The organism is Paraburkholderia sp. PREW-6R (genome assembly GCF_039621805.1).
Taxonomy (GTDB): domain Bacteria; phylum Pseudomonadota; class Gammaproteobacteria; order Burkholderiales; family Burkholderiaceae; genus Paraburkholderia.
On record NZ_CP155073.1, the window covers coordinates 3,392,215 to 3,410,801 of the forward strand.

An 18,587-nucleotide genomic window follows, 5' to 3' on the forward strand; every position below is an offset into this window, starting at 1 on the left:
CATCATGCAAAAGAAGATTGCCTATCTCTTTCCCGGTCAAGGCTCCCAGGCCGTCGGCATGCTCGACAGCTGGACCGGCGACCATGACGTGCGCTCCACGATCTCCGATGCCTCCCATGTGCTCGATCGCGATTTGTGGACGCTGATGCATAGCGGCCCCGCCTCTGAACTCAACCGTACCGACAATACGCAACCCGTGCTCGTTGCAGCTTCAGTTGCGCTGCTGCGAGCGTGGCAGGCTCGCGGCGGGCCGTCGCCTGCCCTGGCGGCGGGCCACAGCGTCGGCGAATATACGGCGCTGGTCGCATCCGGCGCGCTGTCGATGCACGACGCGCTGCGCGTGGTGTGTGCTCGCGGAAACGCGATGAGTACCGCCGTGCCGCCCGGAACCGGCGGCATGGCGGCCGTGATCGGTCTCGACGACGAAACCGTGAAGCGGCTTTGCGCGTCGTGCGCCGAACACGACGTGCTGGCGCCAGCCAACTTCAATGCGCCAGGCCAGGTTGTCGTCGCCGGTCATGTGGCGGCGTTGGAGCGGCTCGCGCAAAGCGCCCGCGAAGCCGGCGCGAAGATCGTGCTGACCCTCCCTGTGAGCGGACCGTTTCATTCCACGCTGATGCATCCCGCCACCAAGGCGTTAGGCGGCGCACTCGATACAGCGCAAATCCACGAACCGGCGTTCGCGGTAGTGCAGAACAGCGATCTGCAGCAGGCGCACGCCGCCGGCATTCGTGACGCGCTCGTCGCCCAACTCGTCCAACCTGTCAGGTGGACCGACACGATCCGCCTGTTCGAACAGGCGGGTGTCACCCATGTCGTGGAGATGGGCCCGGGAGAAGTCCTCACCAATCTGAGCGCGAGAATCGCCCCTGGCATCCGCTGTCTGCCAACTGCAACGCCCTCGCTGATGGAGGCCGCGATCGAGGCGGTGAGCTCATGATGCGACACGTGGATTGGCTACCGGGTTTCGCGCGGCCAGGCAGCGCCGTCACAAGCCGGCTCGCGGCGGCACTCACGCTGACCGGCCTCGGCCTGAGCCTGCTCGCCGCATGCACCGGCAAGGACCCCGCGACGCCTGCCGTGCAGTCGGTCGTCGCCATTACCGTCCACGCCAGCACGCCGGCTCAGCAGTTCCAGTTTCCCGCCAGCATCGACGCGCGCAATTCCACTGCCTTGTCGTTCCGCATCGGCGGGACGATCGTCGAGCGGCGCGTCGGCCTTGGCGCGCGGGTGCGGCCTGGCGACGTGCTGGCGCGCCTCGACGCGTCCGACCTCGAAACACAAGCGGTGACCGCTCGTGCGCAACTCGTTGCCGCCCGCGCGCACGTCGGCACCATCACGCAACAACTCGAGCGCGACCGCTCGCAGGTGCGCAATCAGCTGATTTCACAGGCTCAGTTCGAACAGACCAGCGACGCCTACTCGGCCGCCTACGCGCAGCTCGAACAGGCCCGGACCCAGCTGACACTGGCCGAACATCAAATCCGTTACGCAACCCTCGTCGCCGACCATGCTGGCGTGATCAGCGCCGAGTTCGCCGGGACCGGCCAGAATGTGACGGCCGGCCAGCCTGTCTACAACCTCGTCTGGGCAGGCGGCATGGACGCCATCTGCGACGTGCCGGAAACGGTTGTCGCCGGATTGCACGCCGGCGACCCTGCCACGATTTCGGTCCTCGCGCTGCCTGACCAGCCGCTGCGTGCGCGCGTGCGTGAGTTCGCGCCGGCGGCCGATCCACAAACGCGCACCTATCGCGTCAAACTCGGCATCGACGACCCACCCGCGGCACTGCTCGCCGGCATGACGGCCAGTGTCGCGCTGGCGTCACCGGATAACGACGCGCCACGCACAACCGCTGCCATCTACCGACTGCCGGCCACCGCCCTGTTCCACGACGGACCGAGCGCCGCACTCTGGATCGTCACCCCTGCCAACCATGTTCTGGAACTGCGGCGCGTGCAGATCGGGCGCTTCGACACCCATACCATCGACGTCACCTCGGGATTGAACGAGGGCGAGACAGTCGTCGTGCAAGGCGTGCACACCGTCACGGAAGGACAACCGGTTCGCATCCTCGCGCCACTGCATGAGGAGCCCGCGCAACCATGACCACGCCAATCCACGAAGGCCGCGCGAACCTGTCGGCGTGGGCCTTGCGACATCGCGCGCTCGTCGTTTTCATCACGGCGCTAACCACCCTCATGGGCATTCTGGCCTACACCCGGCTCGCGCAGTCCGAAGATCCGCCGTTCACGCTGCGGGTCATGGTGATCCAGACGCGCTGGCCCGGCGCAACGGCCCGTCAGATGCAGGAAGAAGTCACTGACCGGATCAGCCGGAAACTTGAGGAACTGCCGTCCACCGATTATCTGAACAGCTATTCCCGTCCCGGCGAATCGACCATCTTCTTTGCGATGAAGGACTCGTTGCCCGCTACGGAGATCCAGCCTACCTGGTATCAGGTGCGCAAAAAAGTCGGCGACCTTTCACCCACGCTGCCCATGGGTGTTCAGGGCCCGTACTTCAACGACGAATTCGGCGACGTCTACACGCACCTGTATGTGCTAAGCGGCGACGGCTTTTCACCGGCCCAGTTGCACGACTATGCGGACACACTGCGCACGGCTTTGCTGCGCGTGCCTGGCGTGGCGAAAGTCGACTACTTCGGCGACCCCGACGAGCATTTTTACATCGATATTCCGAACGCGAAGCTGGCGGCTCTCGGCGTGTCGCCACAACGGATCGCGGACGCTATCCGCGCGCAGAACGCTATTGCGTATGCGGGGATGATCAACACCTCCGGCGACCGCGTGCAGGTGCGCACAAGCGGGCAATTCCGCACGGAGGCGCAGCTCGCCGGCATGCTGTTGCGTATCGACGGCCACACCTTCCGGCTTGGCGACATCGCCACGATCACGCGCGGCGACGACGACCCGCCTCTCACGCAGATGCGTTTCGAAGGACAAGCGGTACTCGGCATCGGTATCACGATGAAGCCCGACGGCGATGTGCTGCGTCTTGGGCACGCGCTCGATGCCGAAACGCGCCGTTTGCAAAGCGGCTTGCCCGCCGGGCTGAAGCTCGTGCAGGTCGCGAACATGTCGCACGCGGTCGCCGATTCGGTCGACGACTTTCTCGAAGCCGTCGCCGAGGCCATCGCGATCGTGCTGGCCGTCAGTCTGTTGTCGCTCGGCGTGCGCGCGGGTCTGATCGTCGCGATCTCGGTGCCGGTGGTCCTCGCCGTCACGGCGACGTGCATGCAACTGTTCGATATCGGCCTGAACAAGGTGTCGCTCGGCACGCTGGTGCTGTCGCTTGGGCTGCTGGTCGACGACGCCATCATCGCCGTCGAGACGATGATCGTGAAGCTCTCGCAGGGCTGGGACCGCGCGCGCGCCGCTGCTTTTGCCTATACGAGCACGGCTTTTCCGATGCTGACCGGCACGCTGGTCACAGTGGCGGGCTTCCTGCCTATCGTGCTCGCGAGGTCGAGCACCGGCGAATACACGCGCGCGATCTTTCAGGTTTCCAGCATCGCGCTGCTGGCATCGTGGCTTGCCGCCGTCGCGCTAATTCCGTTGCTTGGCTACTGGCTGCTGCCGGAGCATCGCCCCGCGGCCACCCATCCATCCCGAGCGACACCCGTGTCCGCGCATGAGCACGCTCTCTACGGCACGTTGTTCTATCGCCGGTTGCAGGGCTGGATCGGCTGGTGCGTCGCGCGGCGCTGGATCGTACTCACCGCCACGGCGCTGCTGTTCATCGTGTCGCTGGCCGGTTTCGCGCTCGTGCCGCAACAATTTTTCCCCAGCTCGGACCGTCCTGAACTTCTGGTGGATGTGCGGCTCCCGGAGAGCGCATCGTTCGAAGCGACGTTGTCCGAAGCGAAGCGTTTCGAGCACGCACTCAACGGGCTTCCCGGAATCGATCATTCGATCAGCTTCGTCGGCACCGGCGCGCCGCGCTTTTATCTGCCGTTGAACCAGCAGTTGCCGCAACCGAATGTTGCGCAGTTCGTCGTCACGGCCAAGTCGGCGCAAGAGCGGGAAAAGCTGGCGACGAAACTGGAGCGCCTTCTGGCCGAACGTTTTCCAGCGCTGCGGACACGGCTCACGCGTCTGGAGAGCGGACCGCCGGTTGGCTACGCAGTGCAATTCCGCGTGATGGGGCCCGACCTTGCCACCGTGCGCAGGATTGCGCGGAAAGTGGACGCCGTCATGCGCGCGTCGCCCGCCACGCGCGACGTCCATCTGAACTCGGACGGTCCGTCGGAACGCTCCGTGAGTGTCGAGATCAACGAGACGAAAGCGCGCGAGCTGGAGATCACCTCCGAGGACGTGTCCAATCTGCTCGCCATGACGCTGTCCGGCTACCCCGTCACCCAGTACCGCGAGCGCGACCGGCTGATCGGCGTCGAACTCCGGGCGCCGCGCAGCGAGCGCAGCAGCCCGGGCGCTCTCGCGTCACTGTCCGTTCCCACGCCGCACGGTGCGGTCACGCTCGGCACGCTCGCGCAGATTCGCTATGGGCTCGAAGACAGCGTGATCTGGGAGCGCAACGGTCAACCGGCCGTGACCGTGCAGTCGGATGTGCGAGGGAAGGCGCAAGGGATCGATGTCGGTCAGGCAATCGACCGGCAACTCGACGCGCTACGCTCGCAATTGCCGGACGGCTATCGCATCGAGATGGGCGGCCCCGCTGAGGAAAGCGCGAGGGCGCAAGCCTCCATTGCCGCACAGATGCCGGTCATGCTGATCGTCGTCCTGACCTTGCTGATGATCCAGCTGCAAAGCTTTTCCCGCGTGATGATGGTCCTGACGACCGCCCCGCTCGGCCTGATCGGCGTGGTCGCGGCGTTGCTGCTGTTCGGCAAGCCGTTCGGCTTCGCCGCGATGCTCGGGGTGATCGCCATGTTCGGCATCATCATGCGCAACTCGGTGATTCTCGTGGACCAGATCGAAAAGGACATTGCCTCGGGACAGCCGCGCGGTGATGCGATCGTCGACGCGACGGTGCGCCGCTTCCGGCCGATCATGCTCACCGCCGCCGCGGCCGTGCTCGCGCTGGTGCCGCTGCTCAGTTCGAACTTCTTCGGCGCGATGGCCACGGCGCTGATGGGCGGCATCACCTGCGCCACGCTGCTCACCGTGGTCTATGTGCCTGCGCTCTATGCGGCTGCGTTTCGCGTGCGCCCGAACGAGTGCGGCGTCGATGCACGGCCTGAAGCGGAGGGCGCATGAAGACCTTCGCTATGTGCCGCGCTTCGCGGACCGTTGTGCGCATCGCCGCGCTGATCGGCCTGTCGGCCTGCTCGTTCGCTCCGTCGGCCGTCCCGCCCGCGGTGCCCGAACCGCCCCGCTACGGCGCCGACATCACGCCTGAGCGAACTGTCGCGGCGCAAGGCGCGGCGCAGCACTTTATCCGGCAAGCGCAGCCCGTGCCCGCGTGGTGGCGGCTGTATCAGAACGGGACGCTCGACGCGTTAATCGACGAAGGTTTGCGCAACAGCCCGACACTGGAAGCCGCCGACCGCAGACTCGCCGCCGCGCGAGACCAGTTGCGCGCGAGTGTCGGCAGCGCGTGGCTGCCTTCGCTCGACATGGTCGGCGCGGCGTCGCGAGCGGCGATACCGGGCATCGTCGAGGGTGGCCCGGACGCTTACCGGTATGACGTCTTTGCCGGCCGTCTGGAAGCCAGCTACAACTTCGATCTGTTCGGCGCGACGCGTTATGCCAATGCCGCACTTGCCGCACGGGTCGATCTGCAAGCGTTCCAGTTCGACGCCGCGCGGCGTGCGCTCGCGGCGAATATCGTGACGACGGTCATCGCAGCGGCGGCTCTGCGCGAACAGATCGGCGCAACTGAACGGCTGGTGGCCCTTGCCGACGAACTTGCGTCCGAAGCGCAGCAACGAGAACAGGCCGGCGCGCTGTCGCTCGCGGACGTGATCACCGCGCGCCAGAACGCCTCCACGCTCGCGGCCAGCCTGCCCGCGCTGCGCCAGCAGCATGCCACCGCGCAGCATGCGCTCGCCGCGTTGCTCGGGCGCACGCCGGACCATGCGCCGCCGGACATCGGCCTGGCAGATTTGCACCTGCCGGAGCAAATTCCGGTGGTCATCCCATCGAGCCTGCTGAAGTCGCGCCCCGACATTCAAGCCGCCGAAGCCGCACTCAAAGCGGCTGCGTCTGACGTTGGGGCCGCGACGGCCCGGTTCTTTCCCGACATCTCGCTGAGTGCAGCGTTCGGACGCGGCGGGTTGAGCGTGCTGCCCGCGCTGTCCGGAGCGGGGGCGATCTGGAGCGCGAGCGCCTGGGTCTCGCAGCCGCTCTTTCACGGCGGAGCGCTGGTGGCGCAGCGCAAAAGCGCACTGCACACGTACGAGGCCGCCGCGGCTGACTATCGCGGCACGGTCCTGTCGGCGTTCGCCGATGTGTCGGACGCGCTTGCCGCACTCGTCCACGACGCGCAGGCGCTCGATGCCGCGCACGCCGCCGCGAGCGATGCCCAAGCGCTGGCGGAACTGACCCACGCACGTTTGAGTGCAGGCGCGGTGCCGGCGTCGGCCGCCCTTCTGGGCGAACAGCGCTGGATGACAGCGAAGCTCGACGAGATCCGCTATGTCAGCGCGCGGTTAACCGATACGGCGGCCCTCTTCCAGGCAATGGGCAGCCCGGCCGACATCGACGCGCCGCCCCTTGCGCCTGCCGCGCAGGCGAGCGTTGTCAATGCGTCACCTTGACGGCGCGCACGCTGCGCGCTAGCCACCTCACCCTCTTTCACATGCGATGCCGGGTGTCGACAAGGCATCGCCCCTTCTGGTCGTCTCACGCAACCCCAATGAATGAAAATATGAGCAGTTCTGCCGACATCGATCTCGACGGTCTTCGAATCAAATATCTTGCTGAACGCGAAAAGCGCCTTCGGCCCGACGGCAATGCGCAATACCGCCTGCTTTCGCCGCGCGATCATGCACTCGCAGACCCGTACCGAAAGGCACTGCGCGAGCGCGGCGCCGTTACCGATCCCACCGAGGTCGCTGTGATTGGCGGCGGTCTGGCCGGCATCCTGATGGCGGTCAAACTTCGTGACGCGGGCTTCGAACACATCCGGATCGTCGAATCAGGCGGCGATTTCGGCGGCACGTGGTACTGGAATCGCTACCCGGGCGCGCAGTGCGACATTGATTCCTATCTCTATCTGCCATTGCTTGAAGAAACCGGCTACATGCCGACCGAGAGGTACGCACGAAGCTCCGAAATCCGCGCCCACCTTCAACGTATTGCCCGGCATTACAACCTGTATCGCGACGTGCTGTTCGAGACGGACGTGAAGTCGCTCGACTGGGACGAGACAAGCGGGCACTGGCACATCACCTCCGCTCAAGGCGACGCTTTCGACGCCCGCTACGTGTTCGTGAGCAACGGCCCATTTTCCAGTCCGAAGCTGCCGGGTGTCGCCGGCCTGGAAAACTTCGGCGGTCACGTCTTCCATACCAGCCGGTGGGACTACGCCTATACCGGCGGCGACGAGGCCGGCAATCTCACCGGCCTGTCGGGCAAGCGCGTTGGCATCATCGGAACGGGCTGTTCGGCGGTTCAATGCATCCCGCACCTCGCCGACAGCGCAGAGCATCTCCATGTATTCCAGCGCACGCCCGCCGCGGTCGACGTGCGGAATAACCAGCCGACGGACAAAGCCTGGTTCGATGCGCTTCCGCATGGCTGGCAACGCGAGCGCATGAGCAATTTCGTGCGGAACGTGCACAGCTTCGACGTGCGAGAAGATCTCGTGAACGACGGCTGGACGCGCTTCGGTCGGGAAGTTGCGCGCCTCGCAGCCGACATGGCTCGGCAGCACCCCGGCGTTGCACCGACGCCGGAAGCCTTCCAGCATCTGATCGACCTCGCCGACGCCATCACGATGGAAGACATCCGCGCACGCGTGGACCGGGAAGTCACCGATCCTGCGATCGCAAAAAAACTCAAGCCGTGGTACGGACACTGGTGCAAGCGCCCGGCTTTCCATGATGAATATCTGAAGACGTTCAACCGGCCGAATGTCACGCTCGTGGATACGGATGGACATGGCGTTGAGCGCGTGACTGCGCAGGGTGTCGTCGCGGGCGGGCAGTTGTACAAGCTGGATTGCCTGATACTGGCGACCGGGTTCGAGACCGGCACGAATTATGTGAAGCGCCTCGGTTTTGAGATCCACGGGACGGGCGGTGACGCACTGAGCGGGAAATGGGGCAACGGCCTGAGGACGTTTCACGGCATGCACGTTCACGGCTATCCGAACCTGTTCTTCACCGGCACGACGCAAACTGCAATTACGTACAACTACACCAACATGCTGCTCGAGCAGACCGCGCATCTCGCCCACATCCTCGCGCATAGCCATGAAACTGGCGCGACGCGTATCGAAGCGGATGCCGAAGCCGAACAGCAATGGTGCGAAGAGATCCGCAGAATGGCGCCCATGCTCACGTCCTATTTCACCTACTGCACGCCGAGCTACTTCTCGAACGAGGGCAACCCCGCCGATGCGGCGGGCATTCTGAGCGGCGCATACGGCGCCGACCCGCAGCTCTTCTGGCAAACATTGCGCGCCTGGCGCGACGAGAAACTTTATCGCGGGCTCACTTTCAGCAAGCCGAACAGGCCAGTGAGATAGCGGAGACCGGTCGCCCGGAGCGACGTTGATGTTATCCCGAGGCAAAAAAATGCCGTTCAGCCCTAGCTGAACGGCATGACCGCAGAGCGGTTTGGATCTACGCGCGAACCGCGCAATCGTCAGGTGAACCGCGCAGGCTTACTTGCCACCCACGCTCTGCAGCGTCGTCCACTTGCCGTCGACGACCTTGTACAACGTGATGCCGCCGTTCTTCAGATCACCCTTGCTGTCATAAGCGAGCGTCGAGGACGTCACCGCGGGCATCGACGTCTTGGCCAGCACCGGCAGGTACTTGGCCGGATCGGTCGAGTTCGCCTTCTTCATTGCTTCGAACATGGCCATGGCGCCGTCGTACGCGTACGGCGAGTACGTCTGCACGTCTTCGTTGAAACGCTTCTTGTACTTCGCGACGTAGTCCTTGCCGCCCGGCATTTCCTCCAGCGGCAGGCCGGCGAGCGATGCCACCGTGCCGTTCGCCGAGTCACCGGCGATCTGGATGAACGTCGGCGTGTGGACCATTTCGCCGCCCATCAGCGGCGCCTTGATGCCCAGCGCCTTCATCTGCTTGACCATCGGCGCCGCTTGCGAATCCGCGCCGCCGTAATAGATCAGGTCCGGGTTGACCGACTTCAGCTTGGTCAGGATCGACTTGAAGTCCACTGCCTTGTCGTTCGTGTATTCGCGATCGACGATCTGGCCGCCCGCTGCCTTCGCCGCCTTCTCGAACTGATCCGCGAGACCCTGGCCGTAAGCCGTGCGGTCGTCGACGATCACAATCTTCTTCACGCCCAGCGTCTTCACCGCGAACGTGCCGGCGACCGAACCTTGCTGCGTGTCGGACGTCATCATGCGGAACGTGGTCTTGAAGCCTTGCTGCGTGTATTCAGGCGCCGTCGCCATTGCGATTTCGGGGATGCCCGCGTTCGCGTAAATGCGCGATGCCGGAATCGTGGTGCCCGAATTGAAGTGGCCGAGCATACCCTTGATACCGTCGTCCACCAGTTTCTGCGCGACGGTCGTGCCCGTGCGCGGGTCGGCCTGGTCGTCGGCGGAATCCAGCACGAAGCGAACCGGCTTGCCGCCGATCACCGGCTTGGTCGCGTTCATGTCTTCCACGGCCAGCGTGATGCCGTTCTGGAAGTCTTTGCCGTAGTGCGCCTGCGCGCCCGTCATCGGACCGGCGAAACCGATCTTCACGTCTTCCGTCGATTGAGCGTTAGCCGTCCCCGCCAGCGACATTGCCGCAACCAGCGCTGCGCCTGCCAGCTTTGTCATCTTGTGTTGCATAGCTTCTCCTTGGTACCAGGTGTGATTGGAGCGGTTTTTTGGGGTCGCCATACCGCTTCCATTTTTTGAAAAGATCAATGAGGTTCGCTCAACCGATCGTCATCAAATTCGCATTGCCGCCCGCTGCTGCCGTATTCACGCTCACCGAGCGTTCGGTCAGCAGACGCTCGAGCGCATAGTCTTCGTCACCGCTTTCCAGCGCACCCGCCGCGACGCCTTGCACCGAGACGATCGGGCCGGCTCGCTTCGCGACTTCCTTCACCAGCGTCAGCAGTTCGTCGCTGTCGCCTTCGAACAGCACCGCGTCGAACGGCGTGTCGGCATTCTTCTTCACGCTCGCATACGACTTGAGCGACGCGGGAAGCTGCGACACCAATTGTTCACCCGCCGCGCCTTCGAACAACGCGCGATTTCCCGTCGCCAGCGCCGCAGCAAACTGCACCCGCGCTCCACTTGCCGTCGACGCGACGCACAACACCGTGCCGCGTGCACCGAGCGTGTAGGTGTTGCGCTCGCCTGTCGGCCCCGACAGCACCGCCGTGGCGCCCGCCGGCATATGCGACAGGTAGCCGTCGCAGCGTGCCGCCAGCACCGGCTGCTGTTCGGCAATCAGCCAGTCGCGATACGCCGTCAACGCAGCGGACGGATTGTCGCTGTTTTCAGCGCCTCGTGGTACCTCGGCGACGAGCGATTGCGCGAGCGACTTCGGCAAGCCAGCCGGCCGCGTGGCCAGCAGACGCTGCAGATACAGCGCGCCGCCCGCTTTCGGGCCCGTGCCCGACAAACCTTCGCCGCCGAACGGCTGCACACCCACCACCGCACCGATCACGTTGCGGTTCACATAAATGTTGCCGACGTGCGCGCGGCTGATCACATGCGCGATGGTTTCATCGATCCGCGTGTGGATGCCGAGCGTCAGGCCGTAGCCGGTCGTGCGGATCTGTTCGAGCAGCTTGTCGAGCTGGCTGCGGCGAAAACGCACCACATGCAGAACCGGGCCGAACACTTCGCGCTTCAGTTCGTCGATGCTGTCCAGCTCGATCAGCGTCGGCGGCACGAAAGTGCCTTGCGCGCAGCTTTCCGGCAGCGGCAGTTGCTCGACCTTGCGGCCTTTCTCACGCATCGCCGCGACGTGCGCGTCGATTCCGCGTTTTGCATCGAGATCGATCACCGGGCCGACGTCGATCGACAGCCGGTCCGGATTGCCGATCGCCAGTTCACGCATTGCGCCGGTCAGCATTTCGAGCGTGCGGTCCGCAACGTCGTCCTGTAGACAAAGAACGCGCAGCGCCGAACACCGTTGACCTGCGGAGTCGAACGACGATTGCAGCACGTCCGCCACCACCTGCTCGGCGAGCGCCGACGAATCGACGATCATCGCGTTCTGGCCGCCCGTTTCGGCGATCAGCGGAATCGGCTTGCCGTCCGGATCGAGGCGTCCCGACAGCGTCTTGTTGATGAGGCGCGCGACTTCGGTCGAGCCGGTGAACATCACCGCACGCGTGCGTGCATCGGCGACGAGCGCCGCCCCGACCGTTTCGCCATTGCCCGGCAGCAGTTGTACCGCGCCGGCCGGCACGCCGGCTTCGCGCAGAATGCGCACGGCTTGCGCGGCGATCAGCGGCGTTTGTTCAGCGGGCTTCGCGAGCACGGTGTTGCCGGCGGCGAGCGCCGCCGCCACCTGCCCCATGAAAATCGCCAGCGGGAAATTCCACGGGCTGATACAGACGACCGGGCCGAGCGGGCGGTGCGTGTCGTTGGAAAACTCTTCGCGGATCTGCGCGGAGTAATAGCGCAGAAAGTCGATCGCCTCGCGGATTTCCGCGACCGCATTCGGCAACGACTTGCCCGCTTCACGCACCACCAGACCCATCAGCGTATGCATCTGCGCTTCGAGCAGGTCGGCGGCGCGCGCGAGACAATCGGCCCGTGCTTCGACCGGCGTGGCCTGCCAGATCGGCGCGGCAGCAACGGCATGCGTAAGCGCGGCGCTGACATGCTCGGGCGTTGCTTCGACCACCGTGCCGACGAGGTCGCGCTGATCGGCGGGATTGCGCACATCGCGCGCGACGCCCACGGCAATTTCGTTGTCCTCGAGCATCGGGGCAGCGCGCCACGGATGGTGCGCGCTCGCCAGCAGTGCCGACGACAGCGACGCCAGGCGATGCTCGTTCGACAGGTCGAGACCCATCGAGTTAAGACGCTCCGCGCCGTACAGATTGCGCGGCAGCGGAATCTTCGCGTGCGGCGCGCCGAGCGGCACGATCTTCGACGCCTCATCGACCGGATCGGCGATCAGGTCCTTGATCGCGACACTTTCATCGGCGATCCGGTTCACGAAGGATGTGTTCGCGCCGTTTTCGAGCAGACGTCGCACGAGATAGGCGAGCAGCGTTTCGTGCGTGCCGACCGGCGCGTACACCCGGCATGGACGGTTCAGCTTGTCGCGGCCCGTGACTTCCTCGTACAGCGGCTCGCCCATGCCGTGCAGACACTGGAACTCGTACTGGCCCGGATAGTAGTTGTTGCCCGCAAGGTGATAGATCGCCGACAGCGTGTGCGCGTTGTGCGTGGCGAATTGCGGATAGACCGCGTCCGGCGCGCCGAGCAGTTTCTTCGCGCAGGCGACGTACGACACATCCGTATAGATCTTGCGCGTATAGACCGGATAGCCTTCCAGACCGTCCACCTGCGCGCGCTTGATTTCGGTATCCCAGTACGCGCCCTTCACGAGGCGGACCATGATGCGGTGACGGCTGCGGCGCGCAAGGTCGATCAGGTAATCGATCACGAACGGGCAGCGCTTCTGGTACGCCTGCACCACGAAGCCGATGCCGTTCCAGCCCTGCAACTGCGGATCGAAGCACAGTGCTTCCAGCAGATCGAGCGAGATTTCGAGACGGTCGGCCTCTTCGGCGTCGATGTTCAGGCCGATGTCATAGCGGCGCGCGAGGATCGCGAGCGAGCGCACGCGCGGCAGCAGCTCGCTCATCGTGCGTTCCTGCTGCGAGCGCGAGTAGCGTGCGTGCAGCGCGGAGAGCTTGATCGAGATGCCCGGCCCTTCGTAGATGCCGCGGCCGCCGGCTGCCTTGCCGATCGCGTGAATCGCCTGTTCGTACGATGCGTAGTAGCGCTGCGCGTCGGCTTCGGTGGTGGCCGCCTCGCCGAGCATGTCGTACGAGTAACGGAAACCGCGTGCTTCGTATTTACGGCTGTTGGCGAGCGCCTCGGAAATGTTCTCCCCGGTGACGAACTGCTCGCCCATCAGGCGCATGGCCATATCCACGCCTTTGCGGATCAGCGGCTCGCCGCCCTTGCCGATCAGGCGCGTCAACGCTGACGAGAGACTCGCTTCGCTGTTGGTCGTTACCAGTTTGCCGGTGATCATCAGGCCCCAGGTGGCGGCGTTGACGAACATCGACGGCGCCTGGCCCATGTGCGATTTCCAGTCGCCCTTGCTGATCTTGTCGCGGATCAGCGCGTCGCGCGTCGCGCGATCGGGAATGCGCAGCAGCGCTTCGGCGAGGCACATCAGCGCGACGCCTTCCTGGCTCGACAGCGAAAACTCGTGAATCAACCCTTCGACGCCACCGCCACGGCTCTTGCCGCGCAGCGTTTCGACCAGCTTGCCGGCCATGGTCTGCACGTCGCCCGCGAGGTTCGCCGGCAAACGTGCCTGGCCGAGCAGGAACGGCACGCACTCCGGCTCGGGACGGCGATATGCGGCAGTGATTGCCGCGCGCAGCACCGACTGCGGCTGCACGTTCTGCGCGAAGTCGAGGAACGGATGCGATGCGCCGTCTTCGTCGTGTTCGACGGCAGCGCCATCGGCCAGATCGGCCGAGCCCATAACGCCGGACAGTTCGGGGGGCAGCTGGCCGTGCTCGATCTTTTCGAGGTAAGCAAAGATCGCCTGTTTAATCAGCCAGTGCGGAGTGCGTTCGAGGCGGGTAGCGGCATCTTTCAGCCGGGAACGCAGGAGGTCGTCGACCTTGACGCCGAGGGTGGTGCTAGCCATGTTTCCTTCTTCGGATACCAGCCGGACGCGCTGGGAAAGACTAAAAGTTTGGCGAATGCTACGCTTCCCAATAAAAAGGTGCAACCGTCCGGAAAGTCTGGTTGCACCCGCGCCAAAGCCTTGTGCGACGGGGCTTTCCGCTCGACGCCGTCCTTTGCGGAATGGCGGGTTGCGATCGGTGTTTTCCCTGGCTCAATTATTTTTCATCGCAGCCCTATTCAGATCTAGTGAACGCGCCGTTATACAGACCACAGCGCGGCGCGGCCTTCCTGGCGCGCATAAAAAGTTACGGGGTCGATCAAATGGAAAAGTGGCTTGTGGTCCTGGGTGTGTGGGCGATGTGCGCAACGTGCGCAGTCCTTTTCATTCGCGGCGCGACGAGTGCGGGCGGCGGTGGCCGCCGGTCGCCGGCTGACGAGCGCCCGCGCGTTGCGTCGCGTGCTTCCGCACGCGAGCCTCAGGCTGCCTTGCACGACTGATCTTCTGGCGAGGGGGCGACCGGGTCGCGCTTTGGCCGGCCCGTTGACCTTGATGCTCAGCGAAGTCGCGCGGTTGGCGCGCAAGGCCAGGCAGGCCTGGCGCGGCTAAACCGCGCGCGTCAGATGTCGAGCGGGTCGACTTCGAGGTTCCAGCGCAGCACGCCTTTCAGGGCCCGCAGCAGCGGTTGCCACGCGCGCAGCGTGGTTTGCAGCGACGCGCGCGACGCGCTTTCGATCAGCAATTGCGCGCGGTGTACGTGCATCACCTTGACGATGGTGAGCGGCACGGCGTCGTAGACCGTCACGCGCTCTGCGGCGGGGATGCTGCTCAGTTCGGCGGCGGCCTGCTGCAGGAACGCGAGTGCGGCTTCGAGCGTGCGGCCTTCCGCGCGCAGCAAAGCCTGATAGACGAACGGCGGCAGATGCGCGTCGCGCCGCTCGGCAAGCGTGGCATTGGCAAAGCCGACATAGTCGTGACGGCCTAGCGCGTGATAGAGCGCGTGCCGCGGATAACGCGTCTGCACGATCACTTCACCCGGCAAGCCGGCGCGGCCGGCACGCCCGCTCACCTGCATCAACTGCGCGAAAAGCCGCTCGCTGGCCCGGAAGTCGTGGGAAAAAAGCGCGGTGTCGGCGTTCAGCACGCCGACCAGTGACACCCGCTGGAAGTCGTGGCCTTTGGCGATCATTTGCGTACCCACGAGGATGTCGACTTCGCCCGCGTGCACGTCGGAGAAGAGCGCCTGCGCGCTGCCCTTGCGCCGGGTGCTGTCGGCGTCGATCCGCAACACACGCGCACCGGGCACCGCGCTCGCCAGCGTTTCCTCGACCCGCTGGGTGCCGCGGCCCATCGGCGCAATATCCACGTTGCCGCACTCCGGGCACGAGCGTGGAATGCGCGACTCCCACCCGCAATGGTGGCAGCGCAGCGCGCGCTCCGGCTTATGCAGCACGACATAGGCGCTGCAACGTGGACAGCCTGCCACCCAGCCGCATGCGTCGCACGCGAGTTGCGGTGCGTAGCCCCGGCGGTTCAGAAAAACGAGGCTTTGCTCGCCGCGTTCGAGCCGGCTCTTCAAGGCGGCAATCAGCGGGCCGGACAAACCTTCCACCGACGCCCGGCCGCGTCGCCGCTCTTCCTCCAGATCGATGAGTTTGACCGTCGGCAGCACCGCGTCGGCAACCGCGCGACGTGACAACGTGAGCCGCTGATAGCGGCCCTGGTCGGCCTGCCACCAGCTTTCCAGCGACGGCGTAGCCGAGCCCAGCACAACCGGCAGATCGAGCTGCTTCGCGCGATAAATTGCAAGGTCACGCGCCGAATAGCGCAGCCCTTCCTGCTGCTTGTAGGCCGGATCGTGCTCCTCGTCGACAACGATGACGGCAAGCGCGGGCAGCGACGCCAGCACCGCCAGCCGGGTGCCGAGCACGATCCGGGCGCGCCCGGAGTGGGCGGCGAACCAGTTGCGGGCGCGTTCGCCTTCGGCCAGTCCGCTGTGCAGCGTGACGATGGACGTACCGTCCAGTGCGGCAAAGCGCGCCCGGAAAGCCGCTTCGAACTGAGGCGTCAAATTGATTTCGGGCACGAGGACGAGCGCCTGCGCATTGGGCTTTTCGGCCAGAATGCCAGCAAGCGCGCGAAGATACACCTCGGTTTTGCCGCTGCCCGTCACGCCGTGCAACAGGAACGGCGCAAAGCCCTTCGCGCCGCGGATTGCTTCGACGGCGGCGGCCTGCTCGTCGGTAAGCGTGGGTAAGGCGGGCGGTGGAGCGTCTGTCGGCGCCGGCGCGCGGAGCGCCTGGGCGGCCTCGATCAAATCCAGTGCCACCCAGCCTTGTGTGCGCCATGCGTCGAGCGTGGCTACGGCTTTTGGATGGAGTGCACGCGCGTCTACGGCCGGCAGAGATTCATTGTCAGCCAGCGCTTGAGCGAGCTTGCGCAGGACGCTGGCGCGCGCCGGCAAAGCATCGGGCAAAGCGGTGCGTCCTTCGGCAGTCAGCCGGTAGCGCTCTTCCGGCGCAAACAGGCGAGACCAGCGCGAAGCATCGCGCAATGCTTGCGGCAGGGCCGGCAGCGCGACTTCGCCGAGACCGCGCTGGTAGTAATCGGCGGCGAATGCTGCCAACTTGAGCCAGTCTGCGGAAAGCGGCGGGCACGCTGTGCAGACGCTGGCAACTGTTTTGAGACGCTCGTCCGGCACGTCACTGTAAGCGGTCACTTCGCACACCAGGCCGACGACATGCCGCTTGCCGAATGGCACGCTCACCAACGCGCCGGGGGTCGCGGCTTCTGGCGCCGTGCAACGATAATCGAACAAGGTCGGCAACGGATGATCGAGCGCGACACGAACGAACGAATGGGTCACGCGGCGCGGCGCTCTGCGCAGGTCCAGACCGCGCGACGTTGCGCGGCGGGGAAAGGGCTGGTGGCGGTAGCGTGCCCGAACTTAATGTAAAACTTCAAATTCGGCGCTAAGTTTTGGATTCCGCTGAACAATTGCAATTGGCCCGTTCGCCTGTGGATAACTTTGTTGAGAACTTCGCCCCGACGGGCCGGAAGCCGCGCCGCGACGGCCTTCTGTGGGGTGTCGCACATTTCGTCCGATGCCCGTCAAAGCCTTGCCAGACAAGGCTTAGATCAGATGCGCCCAAGCTGTGCAAGGGTCAGGGCACGACTAAAAGTTCTACCGCGCCGCAACGTGATGAATGTGCATAAGTCAAGTCTTGACAATTTAGCGATCGGCTTCTGACGGCCCCTCAGGCGCAAAAAATCCCCTAGATCGAGAGCCCAGTTTGCTGCGCCGCAGCTAAAACGGTAACGATTACAGCCTCATGCCAGTGCATGCGCGCCACTTCGGATGGCACGGCTGTGACGATGGACTTCATCGACAAGCTCGGCGACATTTTCCGGCGGCGTGAACTGGGAGATTCCGTGCCCGAGATTGAAGACGTGACCTGGGTGATTGCCGAAACTATCCAGCACCGCGCGTGCTTCCATACGGATCGCGGCCGGTGGTGCGAACAGGATCGACGGATCGATATTGCCCTGGAGCGCCACTTTCTCGCCCACTGTTTCACGCGCTTTGTGCAGATTCACGGTCCAGTCGAGGCCGACGGCATCCACGCCGATGTCGGCAATTTCATCCAGCCACAAACCGCCGCCCTTCGTGAACGTAATAACCGGGACTTTTTCGCCGTCATGCTCGCGCTTGAGTTGGCTCACGACCTGCTGGATGTAGTGCAAAGAAAACCGTTGATACGCACCGTCTGCAAGCGCCCCACCCCACGTGTCGAAAATCATCACCGCCTGCGCGCCGGCTTCGATTTGCGCATTGAGGTACGCGGCGACGGCCTCGGCATTGACATGGAGGATCTTGTGCATCAGGTCCGGGCGCGCGTACAGCATCGACTTGACGGTGCGGAAGTCCGCCGAGCCGCCGCCTTCGACCATGTAGCACGCCAATGTCCACGGGCTGCCGGAGAAGCCGATCAGCGGCACGCGCTGGTGGCCATGAGCGTCGGTAAGCGCGCGGCGGATTTCCCGAACGGCGTCTGTCACGTAACGCAACGTGGCGTCGATGTCCGGCACGGTGAGTCGCGCCACGTCGTCCTCCGTGCGCACGGGCCGGGAGAATTTCGGCCCCTCGCCCGCGACGAATTCGAGGCCAAGGCCCATTGCGTCGGGAACCGTGAGAATGTCGGAGAACAGAATAGCGGCGTCGAGCGGGTAGCGCTCGAGCGGCTGCAATGTCACTTCGGTCGCAAACGCAGGGTTTTTCGCCAGCCCGAGAAAACTGCCCGCGCGGCTGCGCGTGGCGTTGTACTCCGGCAGATAGCGGCCGGCCTGACGCATCAGCCAGATCGGCGTGTAGTCGGTCGGCTGGCGCAGCAGCGCGCGCAGGAAAGTGTCGTTCAGGAGTTTGTGGGCCACGTTGCTTGCGACTGAGGGCAAAGCAGCATTTTACCGGAGGCCGCCCGTTCGATCCTGCTTGATGCGGGCAATAACTGCAATGACAGCGCACCGCGTCGCCAGAATGGGGCGCCGCTTCCGCGTGCCTGAACCCGGCATGCCCTGGCTATACGGCCAATGTTCAAGCGCGCAATGGCGGGCTATGATCGATCGCCTT

Annotated in this window: 9 protein-coding genes; 5 read left to right on the forward strand and 4 right to left on the reverse strand. The window is 64.7% G+C overall.

What is annotated here, in order from left to right; translation table 11 throughout:
• Positions 1 to 4: 4 nt before the first annotated feature.
• The 5 genes from fabD to AAGS40_RS15075 all read left to right on the forward strand — a co-directional run bounded on the left by fabD (position 5) and on the right by AAGS40_RS15075 (position 8,676).
• Positions 5 to 940 (forward strand): ACP S-malonyltransferase, encoded by a 936-nt coding sequence (fabD, locus tag AAGS40_RS15055; RefSeq protein ID WP_345812309.1) that lies wholly within the window; start codon positions 5 to 7, stop codon positions 938 to 940.
• Positions 937 to 2,109, forward strand: coding sequence for an efflux RND transporter periplasmic adaptor subunit (locus tag AAGS40_RS15060; protein ID WP_345812310.1), 1,173 nt, complete (start codon positions 937 to 939; stop codon positions 2,107 to 2,109). Before fabD ends, AAGS40_RS15060 begins: the two co-directional genes overlap by 4 nt.
• The gene (locus AAGS40_RS15065) at positions 2,106 to 5,240 is read left to right on the forward strand and encodes an efflux RND transporter permease subunit (protein ID WP_345812311.1); all 3,135 of its coding nucleotides are present in this window, start codon (positions 2,106 to 2,108) and stop codon (positions 5,238 to 5,240) included. The genes AAGS40_RS15060 and AAGS40_RS15065 overlap by 4 nt, the downstream gene beginning before the upstream one ends.
• Positions 5,241 to 5,251: 11 nt before the next feature.
• Positions 5,252 to 6,742, forward strand: a complete 1,491-nt coding sequence (locus tag AAGS40_RS15070) for an efflux transporter outer membrane subunit (protein ID WP_345814428.1) — start codon at positions 5,252 to 5,254, stop codon at positions 6,740 to 6,742.
• Positions 6,743 to 6,852: 110 nt separating this feature from the next.
• Positions 6,853 to 8,676, forward strand: coding sequence for an NAD(P)/FAD-dependent oxidoreductase (locus AAGS40_RS15075; protein ID WP_345812312.1), 1,824 nt, complete (start codon positions 6,853 to 6,855; stop codon positions 8,674 to 8,676).
• Positions 8,677 to 8,814: 138 nt separating this feature from the next.
• Here the strand turns inward: AAGS40_RS15075 and AAGS40_RS15080 are convergent, their stop codons facing one another.
• The 4 genes from AAGS40_RS15080 to hemE form a co-directional block, all read right to left on the reverse strand.
• Positions 8,815 to 9,963 carry a branched-chain amino acid ABC transporter substrate-binding protein gene (locus AAGS40_RS15080; RefSeq protein ID WP_345812313.1) on the reverse strand — a complete coding sequence of 383 codons (1,149 nt, stop codon included), beginning with the start codon at positions 9,961 to 9,963 and terminating at the stop codon, positions 8,815 to 8,817.
• Between the two features lie 88 nt (positions 9,964 to 10,051).
• Positions 10,052 to 13,981, reverse strand: a complete 3,930-nt coding sequence (gene putA, locus AAGS40_RS15085; protein WP_345812314.1) for a trifunctional transcriptional regulator/proline dehydrogenase/L-glutamate gamma-semialdehyde dehydrogenase — start codon at positions 13,979 to 13,981, stop codon at positions 10,052 to 10,054.
• Positions 13,982 to 14,579: 598 nt separating this feature from the next.
• Positions 14,580 to 16,826 (reverse strand): primosomal protein N', encoded by a 2,247-nt coding sequence (locus AAGS40_RS15090; protein WP_345812315.1) that lies wholly within the window; start codon positions 16,824 to 16,826, stop codon positions 14,580 to 14,582.
• A 464-nt stretch (positions 16,827 to 17,290) separates the two neighbouring features.
• Positions 17,291 to 18,391 carry a uroporphyrinogen decarboxylase gene (hemE, locus tag AAGS40_RS15095; protein WP_345812316.1) on the reverse strand — a complete coding sequence of 367 codons (1,101 nt, stop codon included), beginning with the start codon at positions 18,389 to 18,391 and terminating at the stop codon, positions 17,291 to 17,293.
• Positions 18,392 to 18,587: the final 196 nt, after the last annotated feature.

Coding starts and splice junctions, on each gene's coding strand:
- AAGS40_RS15070 (WP_345814428.1), top strand. CDS start 5,252: ATGTGCCGCGCTTCGCGGACCGTTGTGCGCATCGCCGCGCTGATCGGC.
- putA (WP_345812314.1), bottom strand. CDS start 13,981: ATGGCTAGCACCACCCTCGGCGTCAAGGTCGACGACCTCCTGCGTTCC.
- AAGS40_RS15075 (WP_345812312.1), top strand. CDS start 6,853: ATGAGCAGTTCTGCCGACATCGATCTCGACGGTCTTCGAATCAAATAT.
- AAGS40_RS15060 (WP_345812310.1), top strand. CDS start 937: ATGATGCGACACGTGGATTGGCTACCGGGTTTCGCGCGGCCAGGCAGC.
- AAGS40_RS15065 (WP_345812311.1), top strand. CDS start 2,106: ATGACCACGCCAATCCACGAAGGCCGCGCGAACCTGTCGGCGTGGGCC.
- AAGS40_RS15080 (WP_345812313.1), bottom strand. CDS start 9,963: ATGCAACACAAGATGACAAAGCTGGCAGGCGCAGCGCTGGTTGCGGCA.
- fabD (WP_345812309.1), top strand. CDS start 5: ATGCAAAAGAAGATTGCCTATCTCTTTCCCGGTCAAGGCTCCCAGGCC.